This is a genomic window from Arthrobacter sp. NicSoilB11 (assembly GCF_019977375.1).
In the GTDB taxonomy this organism is placed as follows: domain Bacteria; phylum Actinomycetota; class Actinomycetes; order Actinomycetales; family Micrococcaceae; genus Arthrobacter.
The window spans coordinates 260,880-285,055 of the sequence record NZ_AP024657.1 but is presented as its reverse complement, the minus strand read 5'-3'; the positions used below and the strand labels follow the sequence as shown (position 1 = coordinate 285,055).

Sequence of the window (24,176 nt, the reverse complement as noted above, 5' to 3'; positions counted from 1 at the left end):
ACGGCATGATGGGTTCATGCGCAGCATCGAGTTGGTCTTTGACGGCCCCACCGAATCCCTGGTCAGGGCTGACTGGGCACGGCTCGCGGCCGCCGGCCTCCCCAGCCTGGCAGGGCATACCTCCCCCAGCAACAGCCCGCACATCACCCTTGCGGCAGGCACGGACCTGGTTGCCGCCCGGGAAGGTCCCTGGGAGGTGCTGCCCGTGGATGTCACCTTCTCCGGAGCGGTCGTCTTTCCCGCCGGCGCAGGAAAATATGTCCTTGCCCGCGCCGTGCTGCCGACTGCTCCCCTGCTGGACCTGCACGGAATCCTGCACCAGGGCCTGTCAGGGGCGCTGCCGCTGACGTGTCCGGGGGCCTGGACACCGCACGTCACCATCTCCCGGCGTATTCCCGGCCATCAGCTCGGAACGGCGGTGGACCTGCTGGACCTGCGCCTCGAGGGCCGCTGCACGGGAGCGCGGCTCTGGGACAGCAGCACCAGAACAGTCACACCCCTGGGAGCCTCCGCCTGAGCAACCCGCTGAAAGGCAGAGCTAAGGCCGGGCAGGGTCAAAGCCGGGGCAGGGTTGAAAATGGCGGGGGTCCAAAGCGGCGAAAGTGGCCGCCCCGCAATGCCCCCAACCAGCGTTTTTGCCGCCGTTCCGGGCACCCCCTAATGGGGCACTTTGGGGCTTGCCCGTGCGGAAGTTGGGTTTCTTACCCCTATCATTGAGCTTGCGGGAATCAGTGCACTTTTTGATCCTGCCGGCAAACTGCGGACGCCGGCATTCCTGCGGGTGGCGGTCCGCACCTTTGAAGGGAAAAACCTATGGCGCGGAGCCCCGAAGAATCGCTGAGGGCCACTCTGGGCAGGGTTGCACCCGGAACGCCCCTCCGCGACGGCCTGGAACGGATCCTCCGCGGACGCACCGGCGCACTGATCGTCCTCGGCTCCGACCGCACCATCGATTCCATCTGCTCCGGCGGATTCGATATCGGCATCGAATTCTCGCCCACCCGGCTGCGCGAACTGGCCAAGATGGACGGCGCCATCATCTGCGACAAGGATGCCGGCAACATCCTGCGTGCCGCGGTCCAGCTGGTCCCGGACTCAAGCATCGAAACGCAGGAATCGGGCACCCGCCACCGCACGGCGGAACGGGTGGCCAAGCAGACCGGGGTCCCGGTCATATCCGTGAGCCAGTCCATGCAGATCATCGCCCTGTACGTCAACGGGTTGCGGCACGTCCTGGAGGGCTCGGAAAACGTCCTTGCCCGCGCCAACCAGGCCCTGGCCACCCTGGAGCGCTATGTTGCCCGCCTGGACCAGGTCACCAGTTCGCTCTCGGCCCTGGAAATCGAGGCAATGGTGACGGTGCGCGATGTGGCCGTGACCCTGCAGCGGCAGGAGATGGTGCGCCGCATCTCGGAGGAAATCTCGCAGTACGTCCTGGAACTTGGCGAAGACGGCCGGCTCCTCTCGCTCCAGCTCGACGAGCTCACCGTGGGCCGTGGACCGGGCAGCGACGTGATCATCCGCGACTACGCCAGCCCCAACGCCTCCGCGGAGGACATCGAAAAGGCCGTCAACGAACTGGTCAGCCTGGGCCCGACAGAGCTGATCGATCTCGGCAAGATCTCCGCGATCGTGGGGTTCGCGGGCGGCGAGGCAAACCTCGATGCCGTCGTCCAGCCCCGCGGATACCGGCTCCTGTCCGGCCTGAAGGCGGTTCCCAAGGCGGTAGCGGACCGGCTGGTGGACCATTTCGGTGGCCTGCAGTTCCTCATGGCGGCCACCATTGACGACCTCATGACCGTTGACGGCATCGGCGACCAGCGCGCCCGCACCGTGCGTGAGGGGCTCAGCCGGATGGCCGAAGCAAGCCTCCTGGACCGCTTCCTGTAACCCCAAGCCCCAACCCCACGGCCCGCTCCCACCACGCCGGCGGGATGCGTCAGTTCAGCTGGAAGACGGCCTTTGGACTGGCCCGCGAGCCAAGCTTGGCGGTGAAGATGTAGTAAGCGCCACCGCCGCCGGGTGCCGCCGCCACGGCCTTGCAGCCATCGGCACTGCGGGTCCGGTTCCATGGAAAGTTCGCGGTTTCGCTGGCGCCGGGCGCGATCACCTTCACCAGGTCCTCGCTGGACGCCTGGCAGTCCTTGGACGAGAAGATCCGGTCGGAACCGCTGGTCACCAGGAATTCCATTTGCGAGGTACCGATGTTGACCTCACAGGGGACGGTGCCGCCGTTGGTCACCTTCAGGGTGAGCATCGGGTTTTCCCCCGGCCCATAGGCGGGCTTGTCAGTGGACGCCGAAACAGTCACCAGGTTCTGGTTGCACGAGGGGGCAGCGGAGGCAGTGGCCGACGGCGTGGCGGACGGGGTTGCCGACGCGGACGCAGAGGGACTGGCGGCAGCAGACGGGGAAGCCTGGGAGGTGGCGGGATCGGTGGAAGACGGCTGCGTGGAGGACGCCTGCTGCGAACCACCCTTGAAGGCACCGGCCAGGGCGAAACCACTGATCACGAGCGCAATCACCAGCAGGAGCGCGCCGCCAACAACCGTGCGGCGGCGGCGGTACACGGCGGGGCTGGGCTTCCGGACGCTGCTGGAACCGGATGCCGTGCCGCGTGCTGGTGAATCGCCTTGCCTGCCCATCCTCCTAGGCTAGGGAACGCCGCCGGATCTGCACTGCCACCACGCCGCCGCAGGCCCATCGCACTGGTCACACCCCGGTTTTCAGCCCGCCCGAACCTATCCACTACAGTGTTGGCATCGACACTGAAACCTCCACCGCCGCCCGCGCCGCGGTCGCTCCCACCGGCCCTGCAGACCTGGAGTTGCTCCATCACCGGATCAACTCCTGGTTCGCCGGAATCGCCCGGGACCTGCCCTGGCGCGAACCTGGCTGCTCGCCGTGGGGTGTGCTGGTCAGCGAGATCATGCTGCAGCAGACCCCCGTGGTCCGGGTCCTCCCGGTCTGGCACGAGTGGCTCAAGCGGTGGCCCACGCCGGCCGGCCTGGCCGGCGAACCGGCAGGTGAAGCGGTCCGTTCATGGGGCCGGCTGGGCTACCCCCGGCGTGCCCTTCGCCTGCACGCCGCAGCCACAGCAATCGTCGAGGACCACGGCGGCCATGTCCCCGGCACCTACACGGAACTGCTGGCCTTGCCCGGAGTGGGCAGCTACACGGCCGCCGCGGTGGCCGCCTTCGCATATGGCCGCCGCGAGACTGTGGTGGACACCAACATCCGGCGGGTGCACGCCCGCCTGGTGTCCGGCGTCGCGCTCCCCGCGCCTGCACTGACCGCTGCGGAGATGCGGTTGGCCGCCGCCCTGTTGCCGGACGACGAAGAAACCTCCGTGCGCTGGAACGCTGCGGTCATGGAACTGGGGGCGCTGGTGTGCAGGGCCCGGGCACCCAAGTGCGCTGCCTGCCCGGTGAAAGACTCCTGTGCGTGGCTCGCCGCGGGTGAGCCCCCGCCGTCGTACGTTCCCAAAGGCCAGGCGTGGCACGGCACTGACCGCCAGGTCCGCGGTGCGGTGCTGGCCGTGCTGCGGCTGGCCGAAACTCCCGTGCCGGCCGACATGTTCCAGCGCGAGCCCGCCGACCTTGAGTTCACCGCCGAGGGCATCGGCGTGCCCCTCGCCGCGCTGCACCGGCTCAACTCCGCCCCCGAGCAGCTGGAGCGGGCGCTGGCGGGACTGCTGGCGGACGGCCTCGCCGAGATCCACGACGGCGGCTACCGGCTCCCCGCCTGACCTGCTGGACCCTCAAGGGCCAGGCCGGGATGGCATACTTCTTGGTGACCGGAACCGGGGGAGCCATGAAAACCATTCTGTACATCGTGTGGGCATTGTTCGTTGCCGCTGCGATATTTTCGCTGGTCCGTGCGGCCCGCAGGACCAAGCGCCAGGAACACCAGATGGCGGCCTGGCCCAAGGTACAGGCGACCGTCACCGGCAGCACCACCGGCTGGACCAGCGGCGTGGGCGGCGCCAACCGGAACCTCCGCCACTACCCCACCTACCAGTTCACCGATCCGCAGGGCACCCTCTTCATGGGCAAGTCGGAGATCTCCGGGGTGGAGCAGCCTGTGCCGGGAGCCCTCATCGAGGTGGCCTACAACCCGCAGAACCCCAACGAATCCCTGCAGGTTTCCCCGGAGCCGCGCACCGCCATGGGCTGCCTGATCGCGTTTTTCTCGGTCTTTGCCATCGCGCTCTTCTGGTTCATCGGCATCTTCCCGCTGGGTTAGGCCGTGGAGGCATAACAATGCTGCCTCCAATTGACGCCGATCCGGCCCTGCGCGGGCCCGCCCGACGTAGCCTGAAAGCATGCACAAGCCCGGACTGCTCCTGGCATTGACGACCGCGCTCATCTCCGCCCTTATCTCCGCCTGCGGGCCTGCCGGCAGCGCCTGCCCCGCAATCGCGCAGGCCACCGCCGTTTCCATCACCGTCAGCGCCGGCTACTCGCCGAAGGTGGCGGCGCTGCACGTCCGCGCCTGCCAGGACGGCACCTGCAAGGAGTCCGACGTCGAACTCCGCCCGGGCAGCACTTCCGTGGACGCGGGGTGCAGCCGCGAGGGCGCCTGTTCGGCCACGGCCTCGCCCAATGGCACCAAGACCGCTGTGCTGATGCTGGATACCCTGACCGAATCGCCCATGACGGTGACCGTGTCCGGTGCAGCGCCCGAGGGAACCGCACTGCCGGTACGCACCCTGGAATTCAGGCCGCAGGTGGCCTACCCCTTCGGTGAACAATGCGGCAAGGTCCTGTCCGCGTCCGTCGTCCTGGACGACGCCGGACTGCACCAGCAGCCTGCATCCGGGTAACTGGACCGGGCGGCACCGGACTAGAACAGCACGGGCTGGGTGAAGGTTTCGCCTTCGGCAGTTCCGGCCGCCGGACCGCCACCCACGGGCTGGGCGCTCCAATCGAAGCCGAGTTCGGCGAGCAGTTCCTCCACGGAGATTTGGCCGTCCAGCACTTCGATTTCCTGGGGGTTCTCTGCAAGCGGCCGTTCCATGCCATCGAGCTTATTCGCAGGAACCCGCCATCGGGCTTAGGGCTCGCCGAAGCCGGCCTGCACCAGGCCGCCGACGTACTCCACTGCCCGTTCCGCATCCGTCCCCCACGCTTCCACGTGCAGCACGGTGCCCTTGCCGGCGCCGAGGGTCATCAACCCCGTCATGGACGCGCCATCCACCCCGTTGATGGTGACCTCGGCATCCAGCGAGGCCAGGCCCCCTGCCACTTTCGCGGCCGGCCGGGCGTGCATCCCGGCCTGGTTCACAAGTTCAAAGTCGCCGGCGGAATCCGGTGCGGCGCTGCTGACAGGTCCCTGCCCCGCTCCCCCGGCCCGTGCGGGTTCGGGCCGGCGGGCCGGACCGCCTGCCGCTTCAGCCGCCGCCCGGACCGCCTGCACATCTGCTCCGCCCTGGGCGGCGACCGCAGCGGCCACCAGCCCTTCCACCAGCGGCGCGTCGGCGAGCAGGACGCCGGCGGCATCCTCCAGGAACTCCAGCGCCGCTTCGGCCGTCATCACCGCTGATCCAAGGTCCGTCAGGATTACCGTGCCGTTCCCGCCGGGCTGCACTCCGGGCTGTTCCGCGCCGGCCTCTTGTGCATTGCGCTGTTTATCGCCGGCCTGTTCAAGGGCTGCCAGCACCTTCTCCAGGCTGGTGCCGATCCTGCCGTCGTCGGTGCCGCCGGCGGGCAGGATCACCACGTCGGGAGCCATCTGGGCGGCAAGCTCCACGGCGCCGTCGGCGATCTTTTCGCTGTGGGACACCACCACGATGCTTACGGTCACGCAGCCGCCCCAACGGCCGCACGCAGGATCAGCGCACTGGACACAGCGCCGGGGTCCCGGTGGCCGGCGCTGCGTTCGCCAAGGTAGCTGGCCCGGCCTTTCCTTGCGATGAGGGGATCGGTGGCCACTGCCCCGGCCTCGGCGGCTTCCGCGGCTGCCACCAGGACGCCAAGGACGTCCGTGCCGTCGCCGTCAGCCGCGGCCCGGGCCGCATCAACTGCCGGCGTCCACGCATCCACCATGGTCTTGTCGCCGCTCTCCGCCTTCCCGCGCGCCACGATCCCGTCCCGGGCAGCCTCCAGGGCAGAGGCCAGCCCTGCCGGATCAATCTCGGGCGCGTCGCCGAAGGCGGTGGCGGCGCGAAGGAACGCGGTGCCGTAGAGGGGACCGGCGGCTCCGCCCACCTTGGACATCAGGGTCATGGCCGTCATCTTCAACGCCGCCCCGGGCGTCTCCGGCGTGGATTCGCCCAGCTTGGCCAGGACGGCCTGGAAGCCGCGGTCCATGTTCTCGCCGTGGTCCGAGTCCCCGATTGCACGGTCCAGTTCGATCAGTTCAACGCGGTGTTCAGCCATGGCCTGCGCGCACAGGGTCAGCCATTTCACGGCCCAATTGGCGTCCAGGACCACGGTCACACGCCCCAGCGGAGGGCGGCGGTGTGCACGGGTGCATCCCACAGTTCCGTGAGCTCGTCGTCCAGCCGGAGGACCGAAATGGAGCAGCCCTGCATCTCCAGGGCCGTGATGTAGTTGCCCACCAGCGACCGTTCCACCGTGGCACCTGCTTCGGCGAGCACCTGCACGGCCCGCCGGTACACGATGTACAGCTCGCTCAGCGGTGTGCCGCCCATGCCGTTGACGAACAGCAGCACCCTGTCCCCCGAACTGATCTTCAAATCAGCCAGGACCGGCTCCAGCAGGCGGTTGGTGATGCTGTCCGCGTTTTCCATGGGGATGCGGTGCCTGCCCGGCTCGCCGTGGATGCCAATGCCGATCTCGATCTCATCCTCTGCGAGGTCGAAACTGGGCGTGCCCGCGTGGGGCACGGTGCACGCGGACAGGGCCACGCCCATGGTCCTGACATTGGCGTTGACCCGTTCGCCGATGGCAGCGACGGCGTCCAGATCGTCCCCGCGCTCGGCGGCGGCTCCTGCGATCTTCTCCACCAGCACTGTGCCGCCCACCCCGCGGCGGCCGGCCGTGTACAGGGAGTCCTCCACGGCGACGTCGTCATTGACCAGGACGGTGCGGACGCTCACGCCCTCCGCCTCGGCCAGTTCGGCCGCCGTCTCAAAATTCAGGACGTCGCCGGTGTAGTTCTTGACGATGTGCACGACGCCGGCACCTGAGTCGACTGCCAGGGTGGCGGGAAGGATCTGGTCCGGCGTGGGTGAGGTGAACACCGCCCCCGGCACCGCGGCGTCGAGCATTCCCTTCCCCACGTAGCCGGCATGCAGCGGCTCGTGGCCGCTTCCGCCGCCGGAAACCAGCCCCACCTTGCCCGCCACCGGCGCGTCCTTGCGCGTGATGTAGATGGGGTCTTCGCTGACCGTCACCAGTCCGGCGTACGCCATGCCGAAGCCCTGGACAGCTTCCTGGACAACGGATTTTGGATCGTTGATGAGTTTCTTCACGGCGTTGCTCCTGGCTGTGCTCCTGAAGGGTGTGTTTTCCGACCCTACTACCGTCATCGCAGGTGGCGGTAGGTTCTTCCTGCCCGGGTTTGCCGCCCGCTTCCCGGAACCGCCGGCCCGGGACGCAGCAAAGGGACAGCCCCCAATGACTGTCCCTTTCCTGAGGCCCCCCACATACCGGCCTGCAGTAGTTTATCCATCAATTCGAGTAAAGCCAATACGACAGTCCCCCGTGCTCCCGCGGTTGGCTTTGAAGGGTGCGGAACAGCGTCAGAGGGTGCGGATCATCCGGGTGTTGCCCAGGGTGTTGGGCTTGACCCGGGCCAGGTCCAGGAACTCCGCCACGCCTTCATCATGGGAGCGCAGCAGCTCCGAGTACACTTCCGGGTCCACCGCCGACTGGTCCGCCATCACTTCGAAACCGTGGCGCTTGAAGAAGTCCACTTCGAAGGTGAGGCAGAAGACCCGGGAGACACCGAGGGCACGGGCCTCCTCCAGCAGGCTTTCCACCAGGACGTGCCCCACCCCTTTGCCGCGCCATTCACCCGAAGCCGCGAGGGTGCGGATTTCCGCAAGGTCCTCCCACATCACGTGCAGGGCGCCGCAGCCGATCATTTCGCCGTCGCTGGACTCGGCAATGCGGAACTCCTGGAGGCTCTCGTAGTACGCCACCGTCTCCTTTGCCATCAGGATGCGCTCCTCTGCCAGGGGCGCCACCAGCTTCTTGATGGCAGGGACATCGCTGGTGCGTGCTGGGCGGATGTGGAAGGAGTCGGTCACAGAGCTATCCTACGAGGCGAAGGAGGCTGGGACATTTGCGTAGCTTGCGTCAAAGCTGGGCCCACGCTGGTGAGGGTCCCCGGCCGAGCTTGCGAGGCAGGGGGCCAGCGGGGAGGAACGAGCAGCAAGCGGCAAATGCCCCAGCCTCCGAGCCGGAGTATCCAACAGCTTAGAGGCCGAGTTCTGCCGGCAGTTCGATGTCCTTGCCCAGGACGTTCCGTGCCAGGAACCACTCCACCACCTGGTACCAGACCTTGGCGTGCTGCGGCTGGAGGACCCAGTGGTTTTCGTCCGGGAAGTACAGGAACCGGTGCGGGGTCTGCCCGTCCTGGTCCGCCGCGAGCCGGGACTTGGACAGCAGCTCGTACCAAAGCCGCAGGCCCTCGCCGATGGGCACCCTGTAGTCCTTGTCCCCATGGATCACCAGCATGGGCGTGCCGATGTTCTCCGCATGCAGGTGCGGCGAGTTCTCTAGTGCCATCTCCTCGGTCATTTCCTTCAGCCAGTACTGGGAGGCGTCCGTGGTGGGCCCGAACTGGTCCAGGGCCCACAGGCTGGCATGGGTGACAACTGCCTTGAACCGGTCCGTGTTGCCTGCAACCCAGTTGGCCATGTACCCGCCAAAGGAGCCGCCCATCGCCGCGGTCCGGGACTCATCGACATCGGGCCGTTCCACCGCCGCATCGGTCACGGCCATCAGGTCGGTGAAGGGCGCCTTCCCCCATGAGCCCCAGCCCCGCTGGATGTACGACTGCCCGTATCCCGTGGACAACGCGGGATCCGGCAGCAGCACCGCATATCCCCGGGCAGCCAGAAGCCACGGGTTCCAGCGCCACGTCCAGGCGTTCCAGGATCCCAGTGGACCGCCGTGGATCCACAGGAGCAGCGGCGCCGGCTCACTTGCGGAGGCGCCCTCCGGCAGGGCCAGGTAGGCAGGCACCCGGGACCCATCGGCCGCGGTGGCCGCGATGCGTTCCAGCCGCCCCGGGAGGCTGGGACGTTCCGCAGGAGCCGGGAGGCGGGTTGTTTCCCCTGTGGCCAGGTCGATCCGGACGGCTTCGGCCGGAAATTCGTAGGAGCTGCGCAGGGCATACGCGCTCCGCCCCTCTGGAGAAATGACGACGTCGGAATATGCCGCGGCGTCCTGCGTCACCCGGGTGACGCCAACCTCAGCGGCAGCCGACGGAATGCTGACCCGGAAAACCGGCGACGCGCCGTCGTCGTCCGCTGTGACCAGGAGGGCAGAGCCATCGGGGAGCCACGCTGCAGGCTTGGGCCAACGGTCCCAGTCGTGGGCCAGGGGCTGCAGGCCCGCGGCGTTCCCGGCGGCACCGCCGGAGACGTCCAGGAGGTGCATCTTGATGTCGGGGGCCTGCTGCGGGGTGGAGTCGCTTTCGCTGACCACCACCAGGGTCCGGCCGTCGGGGCTGACCGGACCCGGGAAGTAGCTCATTCCCTCCTGGTCCAACAGCACCTTGAGCCCGCCGGATGCCACATCCACCGCCACCAGGACGGACCTGCTGTCCGCCTTGGGAAGTGGTTTGGTGTAACTGCTGTAGATGGTCTTGCCGTCAGGGCTGACCACGGTCTCCGCTTCCCGCAGCCGGGGCCCGGCGTCCGGCGTCAGGTTACGCAGGACCAGCGGGGCGGTGGCGTCAACCGTTGCCGGTTTGCCGGGCGCATTGCCCTCCCCCGCTTCCACCGCAAAGATCCGCGGCTGGCCCGGCCCCAGGTCCGCGTCCCAGTAGCGGACCGGATATTCGCAGTGCAGGATGGCAGAGACTTTCCGGTCCTTGCGCGTCTTGCGCCGGTCGGCGTCGTCTTCCTCGTCCATGGACCCTGCAAGGACCTCGGCGGTGACGAACGCCGCGTCCGCGCCCCTGGCCGTCAGCACTTTGCTGATGCCGCCGGGCCGGCTGAGGGCCACCCTGGCTTCCCCGCCGTCCGCCGGAAGCACCCACAGGGCGTTCACCGGTTCCTCGTCGGGGCTGTCCGGGTCGGGACGCGCGGACGTGAAGTAGACGTCGCCGTTGGCCGAGAAAGCGGCACCGGCTTCGCCCTTGGCACTGCGCGTAATTCGCCGCGCATGCTTCTGCCCGGCCGGGTCCAGCTCCCACAGTGCAGTGGCGAACTCGGTGCCTTTGCCGTTCAGGGTGCTGACGGTGGTGACCAGCCGCGAGCCGTCCGGGCTCAGGGCCAGGCCGCTTACCCGCGGGATGGACAGGTAGTGGTCGAGGTCGTGGAAAGGGGTTAGTGGTTGCTCATCCGGGATCGCCGGTTCCAAGTTAGCCATGCCCCCGATTCAACACGTTTTGTGTCCTGGAGCACAGCCGCCACGCACTGCCCGGCTGCGCGCCCGGGTGCGTTTTCCGTGGCTGGGTTCGCTCCGGCCCCGGCGCCGGACCCAGCCAGAGATGAAAGCGCCGGACCCAGCCGGCGGAGGGGTGGTTAACAAGCGGAAGCCCCGCCGCTCCTTGCGGAGTGGCGGGGCTTTGGCTGTGGAGACTAGACGCTCGGGGCGATCTCCGGGATGCGGGGCTTGGCGTTGCCGGCGAAGGTGAACTTCGCGTCGTCGCCTTCGCCTTCGACATCCACCACGACGATGTCGCCGGGGTGGATCTCGCCGAAGAGGATCTTCTCGGAGAGCTGGTCCTCGATCTCGCGCTGGATGGTGCGGCGCAGCGGCCGGGCACCCATGGCGGGATCGTAGCCGCGGGTTGCGAGGAGCACCTTTGCGGCCTTGGTGAGCTCGATGCCCATGTCCTTGTCCTTGAGGCGCTTCTCCAGGCGGGTGACGAACAGGTCCACGATCTCGATGATCTCGTCCTGGGTCAGCTGCGGGAACACCACGACGTCGTCAACACGGTTCAGGAACTCGGGACGGAAGTGCTGCTTGAGCTCCTCCGTCACACGGGCACGCATGCGGTTGTAGCCGGTCTGCGTGTCGGTGCCGGACTGGAAGCCGGTGGCAACGCTCTTGGAGATGTCCCGGGTACCCAGGTTGGTGGTCATGATGATCACGGTGTTCTTGAAGTCCACCACGCGGCCCTGGGAGTCGGTGAGGCGGCCGTCTTCCAGGATCTGCAGCAGCGAGTTGAAGAGGTCCGCGTGGGCCTTTTCCACTTCGTCGAACAGCACCACGGAGAACGGACGGCGGCGGACCTTCTCGGTCAGCTGGCCACCCTCTTCGTAGCCGACGTAGCCCGGAGGGGCACCGAAGAGCCGCGAGACGGTGTGCTTCTCGGAGTACTCGGACATGTCCAGGGTGATGAGGGCGTCCTCTTCACCGAACAGGAACTCCGCGAGTGCCTTTGCGAGCTCGGTCTTGCCGACGCCGGTGGGGCCGGCGAAGATGAACGAGCCACCGGGGCGCTTGGGGTCCTTGAGCCCTGCACGGGTACGGCGGATGGCCTGGGACAGTGCCTTGATGGCCTCGTCCTGGCCCACCACGCGCTTGTGCAGTTCGTCTTCCATCTTGAGCAGCCGCGAGGACTCTTCCTCGGTCAGCTTGAAGACGGGGATGCCGGTGGAGTTGGCCAGCACCTCGGCGATGAGATCCTCATCCACCTCGGAGATGTCGTCCATGCCGCCGGACTTCCAGTGGCGTTCCTTCTCCGCGCGCTCGGAAATCATCTTCTGTTCCTTGTCGCGGAGCGAAGCGGCGCCTTCGAAGTCCTGCGCGTCGATGGCGGATTCCTTCTCCATCTTCAGCTTGGCGATGCGCTCGTCCATGGCCTTGAGCTCCGGCGGAGCGGTCATGCGGCGGATGCGCAGCCGGGCGCCGGCTTCGTCGATCAGGTCGATCGCCTTGTCCGGCAGGAAGCGGTCCGAGATGTAGCGCTCGGCAAGGCTTGCAGCGGAGGCCAGGGCGCCGTCGGTGATGGTGACCCGGTGGTGCGCCTCGTAGCGGTCGCGCAGGCCCTTGAGGATCTCAATGGCGTGCGCCACGGAGGGTTCCTTGACCTGGATCGGCTGGAAGCGGCGCTCCAGGGCGGCATCCTTCTCGATGTGCTTGCGGTACTCATCCAGAGTGGTGGCGCCGATGGTCTGCAGCTCGCCGCGGGCCAGCATGGGCTTCAGGATCGAGGCTGCGTCGATGGCGCCTTCGGCGGCACCGGCACCCACCAGCGTGTGGATCTCATCGATGAACAGGATGATGTCGCCGCGCGTGCGGATCTCCTTGAGGACCTTCTTGAGGCGCTCTTCAAAGTCACCGCGGTAACGGGAACCTGCCACCAGGGAACCGAGGTCCAGGGTGTACAGCTGCTTGTCCCGGATGGTCTCCGGAACGTCGCCGCGGACAATCGCCTGGGCCAGGCCTTCGACGACGGCCGTCTTGCCGACGCCGGGCTCGCCGATGAGGACCGGGTTGTTCTTGGTGCGGCGGGAAAGGACCTGCATGACGCGTTCCATTTCCTGCTCGCGGCCGATGACGGGGTCCAGCTTGTTCTCGCGCGCAGCCTGGGTCAGGTTGCGGCCGAACTGGTCCAGGACCACGGAACCGGCGGGTGCGCCTTCGGGCTGTCCGCCGCCGACGCCTGCGCCGGTGGTTTCCTTGCCCTGGTAGCCGGAGAGGAGCTGGATGACCTGCTGGCGGACCCGGTTGAGGTCGGCGCCGAGCTTGACCAGCACCTGGGCGGCGACGCCTTCACCCTCGCGGATCAGGCCAAGCAGGATGTGCTCCGTGCCGATGTAGTTGTGGCCCAGCTGCAGGGCTTCGCGCAGCGAGAGCTCCAGCACCTTCTTGGCGCGGGGGGTGAAGGGGATGTGGCCGGAGGGGGCCTGCTGGCCCTGCCCGATGATCTCCTGCACCTGCTCGCGCACGCCGTCGAGCGAAATGCTCAAGGACTCAAGAGCTTTGGCGGCAACGCCCTCACCCTCATGGATCAGACCCAAGAGGATGTGTTCGGTACCGATGTAATTGTGGTTCAGCATGCGTGCCTCTTCTTGGGCAAGCACAACTACGCGACGGGCACGGTCCGTAAATCGCTCAAACATTTCGCCACACTCCTAGCTACGACGTACTTTGATGCTACGTGGCCGGTCCGAAGTTGTGGAGCGTGTTCGCCACAGGGGAAACATGGGACTTCCGGGAATATTGCCGCGCCCCCTTCCACGGACTTCGGCCGCCGGGCAGCAGCGGGCAAAGGAACCCTCCAAGAAGCCCTTGTCCCGCGCCGGGTGATGGGCCATTCTTGGCCCTAACGGCGGCCTTGGCCGCTCCAGCGGGAGCAACATGGGCAGCGTGAATCAGCGGGGAGGGCGGGAACATGTCGCAGGTGGACCTGGAACGCGTCAGGCGCCCGGCGGGGGTTGCCCTCGCGGCCGGCGCGGTTTGGCTGGCCGGCATCAGCCCGGTGCCGGGGGTCTACCTGGAGCCCGACGCTGCGCGGCGGCTGGACATGCTCCGGAAGGGGCAGCGCTGGTGGGTTGCGGGACAGCATGTGGCGGCGGCGGGGACGGCTGCCATGCCCGCGGCGTTTGCCCGGCTGGCCCTGGCCCTCCCGCCCGGAAGGAGCAGGGCACTCGCCGGCACAGCCGCCGTCGCACTTGCCGCCGGGGCGCCGTTATTTGTGTCCGAACTTGCAATGCGTGCCTCGGACCTGGAGCGTTTCGCGGCGCGCCGCTTCCCGGCGTGGCCGTTTCACGCCTATGCGTGGCTGCATGTGCTCGCGCTCGGGTCCCTGTCCGGCACCCTGGCAACCTTGCCGCACCGGAAAAAGGAGGCGGCAGCGCTGGCCCTCGCCAGTGCCGGGTGTGGAGTGGTACTGGCGAAAACAGGCGATATTCCGCCTTTCGTGTTCTATGTCGCCGAGCAGTTTGCTGCCGGCAGCCTGCTGCGCCGTGAATCGCACAGCGGTGAATCCCCGGCTGCGGCGCGGGAGTAATTACGCCCGTACCGCTAAATACCTGCACCCAGCCAAAAAGCCCTGCCTCCCGAAGGTGGGAAGCAGGGCTTTTTAGTCAGGCCACGCGCGTACCTAGGAATTTGCCTTTTGGTAGGCTTCCTGGATTTCAGCCTGAATTCGGCCGCGGCTGTTAACGGTGTAGCCGTTATCCCGGGCCCATTGCCGGATTTGTGCCGAATCGTGGCTGCGGCCACCGGCCGGAGCCTTCGCCCGCTGGGCGGTGCGGCCTCCGGAAGCCTTGCGTGCAGCGTTGATGAACCTCTCCAGTGAAGACCGAAGTTCAGCGGCATTGGCTGCCGACAGGTCAATCTCATAGTTGACCCCATCGAGGCCGAACTTAACATTCTCGTCTGCGGATCCCCCATCCAGATCATCAACGAGGATGATGTTTACTTTCTGTGCCATTAAAGGTCTTCCTCTTGGGTTTTCAGAAAAGCAGGATGTTTCCCAAAAAAATTATGACTCTTATCTTGGCAACGCGTCAAAGCGCCTATTGGTTCCTTGGGGATAAAACCGGAAAGAAGGGGGTTTATCTATTTGGATTCGGGGCCCGGGCGGTCCGTAGGCTGCACCGGCAGGGAATCCGCCTCGGCCTGCGCACGGGCCTCCGCCTGGCGCTCGGCCTTGTCCGCGTTGAAGATTGCCTTCATGGCGAACCAGAACAGCAGGCCCACCACCAGGGAGGGCAGGATAACCGCTACGTATTCCATGATCAGTGCCCTTCGGGCTTCAGCAGGGGGAACAGGATGGTTTCGCGGATGCCGGCGCCTGTGAAGAGCATGACCAGCCGGTCGATGCCCAGGCCGATGCCGCCCATGGGAGGGGCGCCGTATTCCAGGGCGCGCAGGAAGTCCTCGTCCAGCTGCATTGCCTCCACGTCACCGGCGGCTGCGTGCAGGGACTGCTCGGTGAGCCGTTCGCGCTGGATGACGGGGTCGATCAGCTCGGAGAAGGCGGTGCCGCGCTCCATGCCGCCGATGATCAGGTCCCAGGCCTCGATCAGCCGGCCGTCCTCGCGGTGCGGGCGGGCCAGCGGCTGGGCGGAGGGCGGGTAGTCGTAGACGAAGGTGGGGTTCAGCAGGGTGGGCTCCACGATTTCGCCGAAGAGTTCCACCGCCAGCTTTTCGGCGTCCCACTTGGGGTCCGCCTTGACGTCGTGCTTTTCCGCGATCTCACGAAGCACCTCAACGGGCGTCTCCGGCGTGATCTCCTGCCCCACGGCGTCGGAAAGTCCGGGGTAGACGGCCAGCCAGGCCCACTCGCCGTCGAGGTTGATCTCCCCCGCCTCGGTCTGAAGGACGCGTCCGGCACCCACGGCGTCGGCGGCGTCGAGGATGATCTCCTTGATCCGCTCTGCCATCACGAACTGGTCCGCCCAGGCCTCGTAGCACTCAAGGGTGGTGAATTCGGGGCTGTGGGTGGAGTCCACACCCTCGTTGCGGAACACGCGGCCCATGTCATACACGCGGTCGATGCCGCCAACAACGGCGCGCTTGAGGTACAGCTCGGTGGCGATGCGCAGCGTCATCTTCTGGTCGAAGGCGTTCATGTGGGTTTCGAACGGCCGGGCCAGGGCGCCGCCGTGGACCAGGTTCAGGATGGGGGTTTCCACTTCCACGTAGCGGTGCCGGAACAGTGTTTCGCGGATGGAGCGGGTGATGGCGGCACGGGTGTAGACCATTTCGCGGGCTTCGTCGCGGACCATCAGGTCCACGTAGCGCTGGCGGACGCGGGTTTCCTCGTTCAGGTCCGCGTGCAGGACCGGAAGCGGGCGCAGGGCCTTGGAGGCCATGGACCAGGAGTCCGCCATGATGGACAGCTCGCCGCGGCGGGAGGAGATGACCTCGCCCTTGATGAACACGTGGTCGCCGAGGTCAACCAGGGCCTTCCAGTCGGCGAGCGCCTCCTCACCCACGTTGGCCAGGCTCAGCATTGCCTGCAGGCGGGTGGCTTTGCCGTCGGTGCCGCCTTCCTGCAGGGTGGCGAAGCAGAGCTTGCCGGTGTTGCGGATGAAGACAACGCGGCCGGTGACGCCCACGGTGTCGCCGGTGGTGTCGTCGGCTTCGAGGTGGGCGTACTTTTCCCGGATCTCGGCGAGCGAATGCGTCCGCTCCACCCCCACGGGGTACGCCTCCGTGCCGCGCTCAAGAAGTTTGGCGCGCTTTTCCATGCGGATCCGCATCTGCTCGCTGGCATCAACGGGCTCCGGGGCGTTCTTGGGCGAGGGGGTGTTTTGGGAAGTCACAATCATCAAGTTTACCGGGCATTGGGTGCCAGGACTTGCAGCTGGCCCGCAGGCTCACACCCTGGGATGGACGGGTGAAAGAACGGGTACTTCCAGCGCACGACGGCGGCAGGCTGGCTTTGTACAGCTACGGCACCGAAGACGCGCCCGGGCAAAAGCGGGTGCTGCTGATCGGCGGCGCGTTCCTCACGGCCCTGATCTACCGCCAGTTCTCCATCGCCCTGGCGAAAGGCCTGGGAGAGGGCTGGGCGGAGCGGTGGCGCTGAACACCGTGCAGGAGTTCACCGGAACCGCAAAGGTCCCGGACAGGCTTGCGGTGTACGACGCAGCGGTGAACATCGACGGCAGCATCGACACCGCGTGGCTGGACGGGTTCGAGGACGCCGTCAACGGCGGCAAGGTGGGCCACGCCCTGGCGCACATGAAGAAGGCCACCAGCCCGGGCTACAAGGAAACGGCGGAGCGGCTGCACCAGGCAGTTCCAGGCAGCACTTACCAGCTCTCCCCCAAGTGCTTCCACGGGTCCATTCCGGCGGCCGTCAAGGAGCTTGTGACCGACATCGCGGCGTATTTCACGGGCGGGCATCCGGACGGCGGAACCCGCCCGGATGCCACCGGCACTATCCCCGCTCGCCGCGGCTGAACCCGGCCAGGGCCGCCTCCCCCAGGTCCCGCCACACGGTCCGCGGCTTCGGTTCCACGCTCCGGTCCGCCAGCCAGTCACCCCAGGCCGTGATGTCCTTCCCGCCCGCAGCGGCAACCGCATCACAGGCGAACCCGACGGCGCTGGAGCCGTCCGACAGCTCCACGGATCCCAGGAGCATGGGTTCCGGGAGGGCGGCCAGGAACGTCCCCAGGGCCGCAGGGGACAGCAGCCACCGCTCCCCCACCAGTTCCGCGCCGTCGTCGGACCGGTAAACGCCCGGCTTTGCCGGCACCGTGTCCAGCGCCACCATGCGGTAGCGTGCGGCGGTCCGGACCGGACCATCCCACGAGGCCCCGAGTTCCTCCAGCTGCGGCGCCAGCGGCTGGCCCTTGCGGTGCGCACCCACCACCACCAGCGGCACGGCCGTTGCGCCCGCCGCCAAAGGCCAGGGCGTGGACGACGACGGGTGGGCGCCGGTGCGGCCAACCTCCGCTGCTGCGCCCGGAGCGAAGAGGGCGGGAGCGTCCGGGGTTAGCTCCACGCGGCGGGCGATATCGGCCGCCACGGCATCGTCGAAGGTCCGGCCGACCACCGTGAGGCCGAACTGCGCGCCGTCCACTTCCCCGGCAGGGACAGCCACGGCACAGAGGTCGAACAGGTTACAGAAATTGGTGTAGGTGCCCATCAGCGAATTCACGCCTACCGGGTCCGCGGCCACCTCAGCCAGCGTGGGGTGGAAGGGCGCCGTGGGAACCAGGAGGGCATCGAAGCCGGCGATCCGGGCCAGCGCCCTGGTCCGCAGTTCCTCCAGCCGGGCGGTATCGGCAACGTACCGGGAGGCGGAAACGGTACCGGCCGCCCGGATGATGCCCGCCACGGTGGGATCGATGCCCGCCTGGCCGTCAGTGCCGGCGTCGTGCTTTGCCAGGAAGGCCCCCAACGCAGCGTGGCGTTCGGCCACCAGCGCGCCGTCGTACAGCAGCCGTGCTGCCTGCAGGAAGTCGTCGAATTCGATTGCTTCGGCATCCACCCCGCTGGACCGCAGGCGGTCAACCTGCCGCTTGAATTCCGCCGCCCACTCAGGGGGCAATGCGGGCAGGCTGGCGGGATATGCCACGCGGGGACGTGCCGGCGCGGCCAGTTTGATGTCCGCGGGCCAGGACCGGGAGTTGCCGGCCATGAAGCCCATGGCCAGCTCGGCGGTGGACAGGTGCCGGGCAAAGATGGTGACGGCGTCCCAGGACCGGCAGGCGGGCACCACCCCCTCCGTGGAGACGGCGTTCAGTGTTGCCTTGATGCCCACGATGCCCTGCAGCCCGGCGGGGACCCGGCCGGAGCCCGCCGTGTCCGTGCCGATCGCGATGTCCACCAGTCCCAGTGCCACCGCCACCGCGGAGCCGGAGCTGGAACCGCCGGAAATGTACTCCGGCCGGCGCGAATCCCGGACGGCGCCGTAGGGGCTGCGCGTCCCCACCAGCCCGGTGGCGAACTGGTCCAGGTTGGTGGCGCCCAGGACCAGGGCACCGGCGGCGCGGAGGCGGGCCACCGCTTCCGCATCCTTTTCCGGCGTGTAGGCAAAGCCAGGGCACGCTGCCGTGGTGGGGATGCCCGCCACGTCAACATTGTTCTTGACGGCCAAAAGCAGCCCGGCCAACGGCAGATCCGCGCCACCTGCCACGGCGGCGTCGATCGCGGCAGCCTCCGCCAGGAGGTCCTCGCCGCTGCGGACCGTGATCCAGATTTCAGGCCGGTTTACTGATTCCAGCGCCGCGAGTGCCGCCTTGGCGCGACTGGTGGCACTGCTGTTGGTTGCCGGGCTCATACTGCTGCCTCTTCCAGTTCCTGGGCGTCGTCTGCCGGTTCAAGGCCCAAGTCGGCGCCGAGGACCACTACCGCCTCGCCGGCCACCACCTGGGAGCCGGCGGCCGGCAGGACGCGGAGCACCACGCCCTCGCACGGCGCTTCGAGGACCGTTTCCATCTTCATTGCTTCCAGCGAGACCAGCGGCTGGCCCTTGGCGACACGGTCGCCGGCCTTGACGTCCACCTTCCAGACGCTGGCGGCGAACGGTGCGGAGATGAGCGATCCGCCGTCGGGAACCACCACGTCGTCAACAGCGGGGGCCACGACGGCGGCGAGCGCGTCCGCCCGGTCGAACTCGCCGGCGTCGGCCCAGGCCTGCCGTTCCACCGCGAACGCTGCGCCCTGCTTCTCCCGGAACGCGTCGATGGACTGGCTGTTGTCGGCAAGGAACTGTTCGTGCTCGGCGAGGGAGAACGTGCCCTCCTCGATCTCCACGCCGCGGCCGCGTCCTGCTGCCATGTCCGCGCGCAGGTCCAGGAGTTCCTCGGGGCTGACGGGGTACCAGGAGATGCGGTCGAAGAACCGGAGCAGCCAGGGCGAACCGGGTTCGAACGGGGCCGAACCGGCGTACCGCGACCACACCTGGGTGGTGCGGCCGACGAACTGGTAGCCGCCGGGGCCCTCCATGCCGTAGATGCACATGTAGGCGCCGCCGATGCCCACCGCGTTCTCGGGCGTCCAGGTCCGGGCGGGGTTGTACTTGGTGGTGACCAGGCGGTGGCGGGGGTCCAGCGGGGTGGCCACGGGGGCGCCGAGGTAGACGTCGCCCAGGCCCAGGACCAGGTACTCCGCGTTGAAGACGGTGTCGAAGACGTCGCTGACGGAGTCCAGGCCGTTGATCCGCCGAATGAATTCGATGTTCCACGGGCACCAAGGGGCGTCGTCGCGGACGCCTGCCATGTAGCGTTCGATCGCTTCGCGGGTGGCCGGATCGTCCCAGGACAGCGGCAGCCGGACGGTGCGGCTGGGGACCACCAATTCTGAGCTGGCGGGCAGGGCGGCCTCGATTTCCTGGACCAGGTCCAGCAGCCGCCCGGTGGGGAGGACGGACGGGTCCACCTTGATCTGCAGCGACCGGATACCCGGGGTGAGGTCCACGATGCCGGGTACCCGGAGCGCTTCGATGTGCTGGTGCAGGGCGTGGACCCGGGCGCGCAGGCCCAGGTCCAGCACCATCTCGCCGTATTCCACCAGCAGGTTGTCGTCTCCGGAGCGGCGGTACGTGACCGCGGGCCGGCCGGAACCTTCCGGCACCCGGCCCAGCACGCCGTCGTCGCCGTCGCCGCGTACCGTGCGTGCGGGACGGCCGGCTGCCGGGCTCACCGCCGGGAGGTGCGCTGAAAGATTGCCGGACCAGCCGGCGTCGCCCGGGAGCACCAGCTGGCGGCCGGGTCCCAGGTCCCTGGCCGACGGCGCCTGGCTGGCTTTGATGGGCACGAAGCGGACTTTGTCCCCCGGGCGCAGCTGGCCGAGCTTCCAGCGTTCAGCCGTCACCACGGTGACGGGGCAGACGAAACCGCCCAGGCTGGGGCCGTCCGGGCCGAGCAGGATGGGGGTGTCGCCGGTGAAGTCCAGGGCACCCACCGAGTAGGCGGTGTCGTGGATGTTGGAGGGGTGCAGGCCTGCTTCGCCGCCGTCGGTGCGTGCCCAGCGGGGCTTGGGGCCGGTGAGGCGCACGCCGGTCCGGGCGGAGTTGAAGTGGACCTCGTACTCCGCGCTGTACAGTTCCTCGATGTCCTCACGCTGGAAGAATTCCGGGGCGCCGTGCGGGCCCTCGGCCACGGCCAGTTCCCAGGTGGAGGTGAGGGCGGGACGGCTGTCGAGGGGCACCGCTGCCGCGGCGGCTTCCTCGGGTGCGCCGGCGGCAGGCTTGACCGTCCGCAGCACATCGCCCGCGCGCAGGACCCGTCCGGCGTGGCCACCGAACTGGCCAAGGGTGAAGGTGGAGGCGCTGCCCAGGTACTCGGGAATGTCCAGGCCGCCCTGGAACAGGATGTAGCCGCGCAGGCCCTTGCCGGCTGCGGTGCCGGCGTCGAGCGTTCCGCCTGCCGGGACCGTCACGGGCGTCCAGGCGGGCACCTCCGTTCCGTCAACTGTCACAGCCACTTCGGCGCCGGTAACGCAGACGGTGGTGGCGTGGGTGAAGGTCAGGCTGGGGCCGGTCATGGTGAACTCGAGGCCCGGGGCGCCTTCGGGGTTGCCCAGCGCGGTGTTGCCAAGCCGGAATGAGAGATCGTCCATGGGGCCGCTGGGCGGAACGCCGATCTGCCAGAGGCCGGTGCGGCCGGGCCAGTCCTGCACGCTGGTCTGCAGGCCGGGCCGGCCCACGGTGATGCGCGGCTCCGGGTCCCCCACGTTGTCCAGGGTGCTGGTGGAGTGCTGAACGCTGCGAACCACCTCCAGGCCGGTGGCGGCGCGGAGCAGCCCTAAGTTGGTCTCGATGCCGTCAATCCGGGTGTTGCCCAGCGCTGCGGCGAGGAGGTCGAAAGCTTCGGTGCGGTCAGTGCCGGAGGTGATGATCTTGCCCAGGAGGGGGTCGTAGTTGGTGGAAACGTCGGTGCCGGTTTCCACCCAGGCGTCCACGCGTGCTTCTGCCGCCGTGGGGTAGGCGGCGTTGGTGACGGTTCCGGCGCTGGGCTGGAAGCCCCGGGCCGGATCCTCGGCGTAAACGCGGGCCTCCACGGCGTGGCCGGTCACGGGCAGGCTGTCCGGCACGTCCGCAAGGACTGCCTGGGCCTGGCTGCCGCCCTGGGCCAGGCGGAGCATCCATGCCACCAGGTCCACCCCGGTGACGGCTTCGGTGACGGGGTGCTCCACCTGGAGCCGGGCGTTGACTTCCAGGAAGGAGGCTTCCTTGCGGGCGGAGTCGTAGACGAACTCGACGGTGCCGGCGGAGCGGTAGTTAAGGGAGGCGCAGAGGGCCCGGGAGCTGCGGTGCAGTTCTTCGCGCAGTTCGTCCGGGAGGTCGGGTGCGGGTGCCTCTTCGAGGACTTTCTGGTGGCGGCGCTGCAGGGAGCAGTCGCGGTCCCCCAGGCTGACCACGCGGCCTTCGCCATCGCCAAAGATCTGTACCTCGACGTGCCGGGCGTTCTCCACGTACCGCTCGGCGAAAACCCCTGCGGTGCCGAAGCTGGCACCCGCCAGGCGGGCCACGCGGGGGAAGCTGTCCACAAGCTCGGCCTCGTTGCGGCAGACCGTCATGCCGATCCCGCCGCCACCGCCGGTGGCCTTGAGCATCAGCGGGAAGCCAATCGCGGTGCTGGCCGCAACGGCGTCGTCCACGTCCCCAAGCAGCCCTGAACCGGCGATCATCGGCACCCCGGCTGCCCGGGCGGCGTCGCGCGCGGTGTGCTTGGTGCCGAAGATGCGCAGTTGCTCGGCGGTGGGGCCCACGAAGACCAGTCCCGCCGCTTCCACGGCCTCGGCGAAGGCCGCATCCTCGGAGAGGAAGCCGTAGCCGGGGTGGATGGCGCCGGCGCCGGTTTCCTTTGCCGCCGCCAGGATTGCGTCCACCCGGAGGTAGGATTCCTTGGCCGGCGCGGGCCCCAGCAGTACGGCCTCGTCGGCGAGCCGGACGTGCTTGGCGCCGCGGTCCGCCTCGGAGAAGACGGCAACGGTGCGCAGGCCCAGCCTGCGGGCGGACTCAATGATGCGGCACGCGATCTCGCCGCGGTTTGCGATCAACAGTGTGTCGAAGGTGTTCGGCGTGTCAAAGGGGTTCACAGTGCAGCCTCCGGCCGGGTGACGATCATGCGGACGGGGGTGGGGTTGAAGCCGTTGCAGGGGTTGTTGATCTGCGGGCAGTTGGAGACCAGGACCAGGGTGTCCACCTCCGCCTTCAGTGCCACGCGCTTTCCGGGGGCGGACAGGCCGTCAACGATGCCCAAGGCGCCGTCCGGGTCCACCGGGACGTTCATGAACCAGTTGATGTTGGACACCAGGTCCCGTTTGCCCAGGCCCCAGCGCGAGCCCTCGATCAGGAAGTTCTCCACGCAGGCGTGCTGTTCGCGGGTGTGCTGGCCGTAGCGGAGGGTATTGGATTCCTGTGAGCAGGCGCCCCCGATGGTGTCGTGCACGCCCACTTCGTCTGCAACGACGGTCATCAGGGCAGCGCGGTTGTCGGCGCGCAGGACCGAACCGGTGGTGAGGACGATGGACTGCTGTGCGGCGATGGTGGCTGCCGCCGAGTAGCGCACGGTGGTGTCCGCCGCGGCGTACAGCAGGCAGTCAACCGCCTGGTTGCCTTCCAGGTCCACGATGGTCAGCACGTCGCCTGCTGCCACCACGGCAGACCAGGGGCCGCGGGCTTCGACGAACTCATCAAGTACAACGGCGCCAGGGGCCAGCGCGATGGCGGCGGCGTCCGGGATGGGCGTGGTGTCAACGGCAGTGTTCATCGGGCGTTCCTTGCGGCGAGATCGTGTTCGGTGTTGCGGAGGGCCTGCAGGTGTTCCGGGGCCAATGGTCCGGCCAGGTGGCCGGCCTCCAGTGCCGCCAGGTCCTGCGGCGCGTGCCAGGCGACGATGTCGACGGCGGTCCCCGCAAAGTCAGCGCGCGGGTCCAGGGGGTGGGCGGTGTTGGCCAGTACCAGCACGGTGTCCAGCTGGAGCAGGAGTTCGACGGCGGCACCGGGCCCGGCGCTTCCGGTAAAGGTGATGCTGCCGGCAGGGTCGACGGTGATGCCTTTGAAGAAGGAGATGGACGGCGCCACGTCGCGGGTGCCCAGGCCGTTCTTGAGGGCGCCCAGGGTGAGCAGTTCGCGTGCTGCCGGGGAGGGGCTGTGGGCGGTTCCGGCGCCGTACTTGGCGGTGTTGCCGGCGAGGGTTGTGGCGCCGGTGAGTGCGTCATGCCGCGACGAGGTGTCCGCCACGATCGTTGCCATCAGTCGGCCGGCGTCGGACAGCAGCGGGTGCCCGGCGGCGGGGTAGGCCTGCCACGGGACCTTGACGGTGTCGGCGACGTTCAGTCGTTCGTGGGTGGCCCCGGCGCGGTACAGGAGGGCGTGCACGCAGGCGTCGCCTGCCGTGTCGGTGAGCCGGACCCGGGTGCCGCGCGCCAGGGACATGGTGGTGTAGCGGCCAAAGGCGACGGATTCCGCCCATGTGGGGGACGCGGCGCCGGCCCCGTCCACTCCGGGCAGTCCGGCCAGAAGGTGCGCGGGCGCGGACGCTGCCGGTACGTGGCGCATGGTTTCAGCGGTCCTGCCGTGCTGTTCCCGGGCATGGGCGCGGGCACCGGCCGTGGTGGCCGTCCCGGCGGCTGGCGTTTCGATGGTCTGTGTCATGTCAGTCCTGTA

General features: G+C 68.1%; 21 protein-coding genes and 1 pseudogene. 7 read left to right on the top strand and 15 right to left on the bottom strand.

The features are described 5' to 3' along the window. Positions 1-16 precede the first annotated feature (16 nt). Together LDO14_RS01385 and disA are read left to right on the top strand one after the other, a co-directional pair. Positions 17-517 (top strand): 2'-5' RNA ligase family protein, encoded by a 501-nt coding sequence (locus LDO14_RS01385; RefSeq protein WP_018770948.1) that lies wholly within the window; start codon positions 17-19, stop codon positions 515-517. 296 nt (positions 518-813) lie between these two features. Continuing rightward, the gene (gene disA, locus LDO14_RS01380) at positions 814-1,890 is read left to right on the top strand and encodes a DNA integrity scanning diadenylate cyclase DisA (RefSeq protein WP_018770949.1); all 1,077 of its coding nucleotides are present in this window, start codon (positions 814-816) and stop codon (positions 1,888-1,890) included. A 49-nt stretch (positions 1,891-1,939) separates the two neighbouring features. Here the strand turns inward: disA and LDO14_RS01375 are convergent, their stop codons facing one another. Then, positions 1,940-2,644 (bottom strand): hypothetical protein, encoded by a 705-nt coding sequence (locus LDO14_RS01375; RefSeq protein WP_223993411.1) that lies wholly within the window; start codon positions 2,642-2,644, stop codon positions 1,940-1,942. Positions 2,645-2,826: 182 nt separating this feature from the next. On the opposite strand from LDO14_RS01375, the gene LDO14_RS01370 reads away from it, so the two are divergent. The 3 genes from LDO14_RS01370 to LDO14_RS01360 all read left to right on the top strand — a co-directional run bounded on the left by LDO14_RS01370 (position 2,827) and on the right by LDO14_RS01360 (position 4,824). Then, positions 2,827-3,747 (top strand): A/G-specific adenine glycosylase, encoded by a 921-nt coding sequence (locus LDO14_RS01370; RefSeq protein ID WP_346656246.1) that lies wholly within the window; start codon positions 2,827-2,829, stop codon positions 3,745-3,747. Between the two features lie 65 nt (positions 3,748-3,812). Further along, the gene (locus LDO14_RS01365) at positions 3,813-4,244 is read left to right on the top strand and encodes a DUF3592 domain-containing protein (RefSeq protein WP_223993409.1); all 432 of its coding nucleotides are present in this window, start codon (positions 3,813-3,815) and stop codon (positions 4,242-4,244) included. A gap of 79 nt (positions 4,245-4,323) precedes the next feature. Beyond that, entirely contained in the window at positions 4,324-4,824 is a 501-nt protein-coding gene (locus tag LDO14_RS01360) for a hypothetical protein (protein ID WP_223993407.1), read from the top strand. Positions 4,825-4,844: 20 nt separating this feature from the next. Here the strand turns inward: LDO14_RS01360 and LDO14_RS01355 are convergent, their stop codons facing one another. The 7 genes from LDO14_RS01355 to LDO14_RS01325 form a co-directional block, all read right to left on the bottom strand. Beyond that, complete coding sequence (locus LDO14_RS01355; RefSeq protein WP_018770954.1) at positions 4,845-5,018, bottom strand: hypothetical protein; 174 nt, start codon at positions 5,016-5,018, stop codon at positions 4,845-4,847. Between the two features lie 36 nt (positions 5,019-5,054). Beyond that, positions 5,055-5,804, bottom strand: coding sequence for an HPr family phosphocarrier protein (locus LDO14_RS01350; protein ID WP_223993404.1), 750 nt, complete (start codon positions 5,802-5,804; stop codon positions 5,055-5,057). After that, positions 5,801-6,433 (bottom strand): dihydroxyacetone kinase subunit DhaL, encoded by a 633-nt coding sequence (dhaL, locus tag LDO14_RS01345; protein WP_026266016.1) that lies wholly within the window; start codon positions 6,431-6,433, stop codon positions 5,801-5,803. The genes LDO14_RS01350 and dhaL overlap by 4 nt, the downstream gene beginning before the upstream one ends. Positions 6,434-6,435: 2 nt before the next feature. Then, a complete protein-coding gene (dhaK, locus tag LDO14_RS01340; RefSeq protein ID WP_223993402.1) occupies positions 6,436-7,437 on the bottom strand; it encodes a dihydroxyacetone kinase subunit DhaK in 1,002 nt (333 codons plus the stop codon). Positions 7,438-7,707: 270 nt separating this feature from the next. Then, entirely contained in the window at positions 7,708-8,217 is a 510-nt protein-coding gene (locus tag LDO14_RS01335) for an amino-acid N-acetyltransferase (RefSeq protein ID WP_018770958.1), read from the bottom strand. Positions 8,218-8,386: 169 nt separating this feature from the next. Further along, positions 8,387-10,510: a prolyl oligopeptidase family serine peptidase gene (locus LDO14_RS01330; protein WP_223993401.1), complete on the bottom strand. Its 2,124-nt coding sequence runs from the start codon at positions 10,508-10,510 to the stop codon at positions 8,387-8,389. A gap of 212 nt (positions 10,511-10,722) precedes the next feature. Beyond that, a complete protein-coding gene (locus LDO14_RS01325; RefSeq protein ID WP_026266017.1) occupies positions 10,723-13,215 on the bottom strand; it encodes an ATP-dependent Clp protease ATP-binding subunit in 2,493 nt (830 codons plus the stop codon). 272 nt (positions 13,216-13,487) lie between these two features. Here LDO14_RS01325 and LDO14_RS01320 point away from each other — a divergent pair, with 272 nt between their 5' ends. Next, positions 13,488-14,105, top strand: coding sequence for a hypothetical protein (locus LDO14_RS01320; RefSeq protein ID WP_142069538.1), 618 nt, complete (start codon positions 13,488-13,490; stop codon positions 14,103-14,105). Positions 14,106-14,198: 93 nt separating this feature from the next. Here the strand turns inward: LDO14_RS01320 and LDO14_RS01315 are convergent, their stop codons facing one another. The 3 genes from LDO14_RS01315 to lysS all read right to left on the bottom strand — a co-directional run bounded on the left by LDO14_RS01315 (position 14,199) and on the right by lysS (position 16,377). Further along, positions 14,199-14,531 (bottom strand): Lsr2 family protein, encoded by a 333-nt coding sequence (locus LDO14_RS01315; protein ID WP_018770962.1) that lies wholly within the window; start codon positions 14,529-14,531, stop codon positions 14,199-14,201. 128 nt (positions 14,532-14,659) lie between these two features. Further along, the gene (locus LDO14_RS01310; protein WP_018770963.1) at positions 14,660-14,836 is read right to left on the bottom strand and encodes a hypothetical protein; all 177 of its coding nucleotides are present in this window, start codon (positions 14,834-14,836) and stop codon (positions 14,660-14,662) included. Between the two features lie 2 nt (positions 14,837-14,838). Then, positions 14,839-16,377, bottom strand: a complete 1,539-nt coding sequence (lysS, locus tag LDO14_RS01305) for a lysine--tRNA ligase (RefSeq protein WP_056388386.1) — start codon at positions 16,375-16,377, stop codon at positions 14,839-14,841. Positions 16,378-16,445: 68 nt separating this feature from the next. On the opposite strand from lysS, the pseudogene LDO14_RS21645 reads away from it, so the two are divergent. Next, positions 16,446-16,945 (top strand): annotated as a pseudogene (locus LDO14_RS21645) (alpha/beta hydrolase); the annotation flags it as partial. A gap of 46 nt (positions 16,946-16,991) precedes the next feature. Here the strand turns inward: LDO14_RS21645 and atzF are convergent. The 4 genes from atzF to LDO14_RS01275 are packed head-to-tail and all read right to left on the bottom strand — an operon-like array spanning position 16,992 to position 24,164. Then, a complete protein-coding gene (atzF, locus tag LDO14_RS01290) occupies positions 16,992-18,839 on the bottom strand; it encodes an allophanate hydrolase (protein WP_018770965.1) in 1,848 nt (615 codons plus the stop codon). Next, complete coding sequence (gene uca, locus LDO14_RS01285) at positions 18,836-22,603, bottom strand: urea carboxylase (protein WP_223993397.1); 3,768 nt, start codon at positions 22,601-22,603, stop codon at positions 18,836-18,838. Before uca ends, atzF begins: the two co-directional genes overlap by 4 nt. After that, positions 22,600-23,277 carry an urea amidolyase associated protein UAAP2 gene (locus LDO14_RS01280; RefSeq protein ID WP_018770967.1) on the bottom strand — a complete coding sequence of 226 codons (678 nt, stop codon included), beginning with the start codon at positions 23,275-23,277 and terminating at the stop codon, positions 22,600-22,602. Before LDO14_RS01280 ends, uca begins: the two co-directional genes overlap by 4 nt. Beyond that, complete coding sequence (locus tag LDO14_RS01275) at positions 23,274-24,164, bottom strand: urea amidolyase associated protein UAAP1 (protein ID WP_018770968.1); 891 nt, start codon at positions 24,162-24,164, stop codon at positions 23,274-23,276. The genes LDO14_RS01280 and LDO14_RS01275 overlap by 4 nt, the downstream gene beginning before the upstream one ends. Positions 24,165-24,176: the final 12 nt, after the last annotated feature.

What these genes read in the sequence shown, in the direction of transcription:
- LDO14_RS01315 (WP_018770962.1), bottom strand. Translation starts at nt 14,531, where the DNA reads ATGGCACAGAAAGTAAACATCATCCTCGTTGATGATCTGGATGGGGGA.
- atzF (WP_018770965.1), bottom strand. Translation starts at nt 18,839, where the DNA reads ATGAGCCCGGCAACCAACAGCAGTGCCACCAGTCGCGCCAAGGCGGCA.
- LDO14_RS01375 (WP_223993411.1), bottom strand. Translation starts at nt 2,644, where the DNA reads ATGGGCAGGCAAGGCGATTCACCAGCACGCGGCACGGCATCCGGTTCC.
- LDO14_RS01275 (WP_018770968.1), bottom strand. Translation starts at nt 24,164, where the DNA reads ATGACACAGACCATCGAAACGCCAGCCGCCGGGACGGCCACCACGGCC.
- LDO14_RS01385 (WP_018770948.1), top strand. Translation starts at nt 17, where the DNA reads ATGCGCAGCATCGAGTTGGTCTTTGACGGCCCCACCGAATCCCTGGTC.
- LDO14_RS01355 (WP_018770954.1), bottom strand. Translation starts at nt 5,018, where the DNA reads ATGGAACGGCCGCTTGCAGAGAACCCCCAGGAAATCGAAGTGCTGGAC.
- LDO14_RS01320 (WP_142069538.1), top strand. Translation starts at nt 13,488, where the DNA reads ATGTCGCAGGTGGACCTGGAACGCGTCAGGCGCCCGGCGGGGGTTGCC.
- LDO14_RS01280 (WP_018770967.1), bottom strand. Translation starts at nt 23,277, where the DNA reads ATGAACACTGCCGTTGACACCACGCCCATCCCGGACGCCGCCGCCATC.
- LDO14_RS01310 (WP_018770963.1), bottom strand. Translation starts at nt 14,836, where the DNA reads ATGGAATACGTAGCGGTTATCCTGCCCTCCCTGGTGGTGGGCCTGCTG.
- LDO14_RS01360 (WP_223993407.1), top strand. Translation starts at nt 4,324, where the DNA reads ATGCACAAGCCCGGACTGCTCCTGGCATTGACGACCGCGCTCATCTCC.
- LDO14_RS01330 (WP_223993401.1), bottom strand. Translation starts at nt 10,510, where the DNA reads ATGGCTAACTTGGAACCGGCGATCCCGGATGAGCAACCACTAACCCCT.
- LDO14_RS01325 (WP_026266017.1), bottom strand. Translation starts at nt 13,215, where the DNA reads ATGTTTGAGCGATTTACGGACCGTGCCCGTCGCGTAGTTGTGCTTGCC.
- disA (WP_018770949.1), top strand. Translation starts at nt 814, where the DNA reads ATGGCGCGGAGCCCCGAAGAATCGCTGAGGGCCACTCTGGGCAGGGTT.
- lysS (WP_056388386.1), bottom strand. Translation starts at nt 16,377, where the DNA reads ATGATTGTGACTTCCCAAAACACCCCCTCGCCCAAGAACGCCCCGGAG.
- LDO14_RS01365 (WP_223993409.1), top strand. Translation starts at nt 3,813, where the DNA reads ATGAAAACCATTCTGTACATCGTGTGGGCATTGTTCGTTGCCGCTGCG.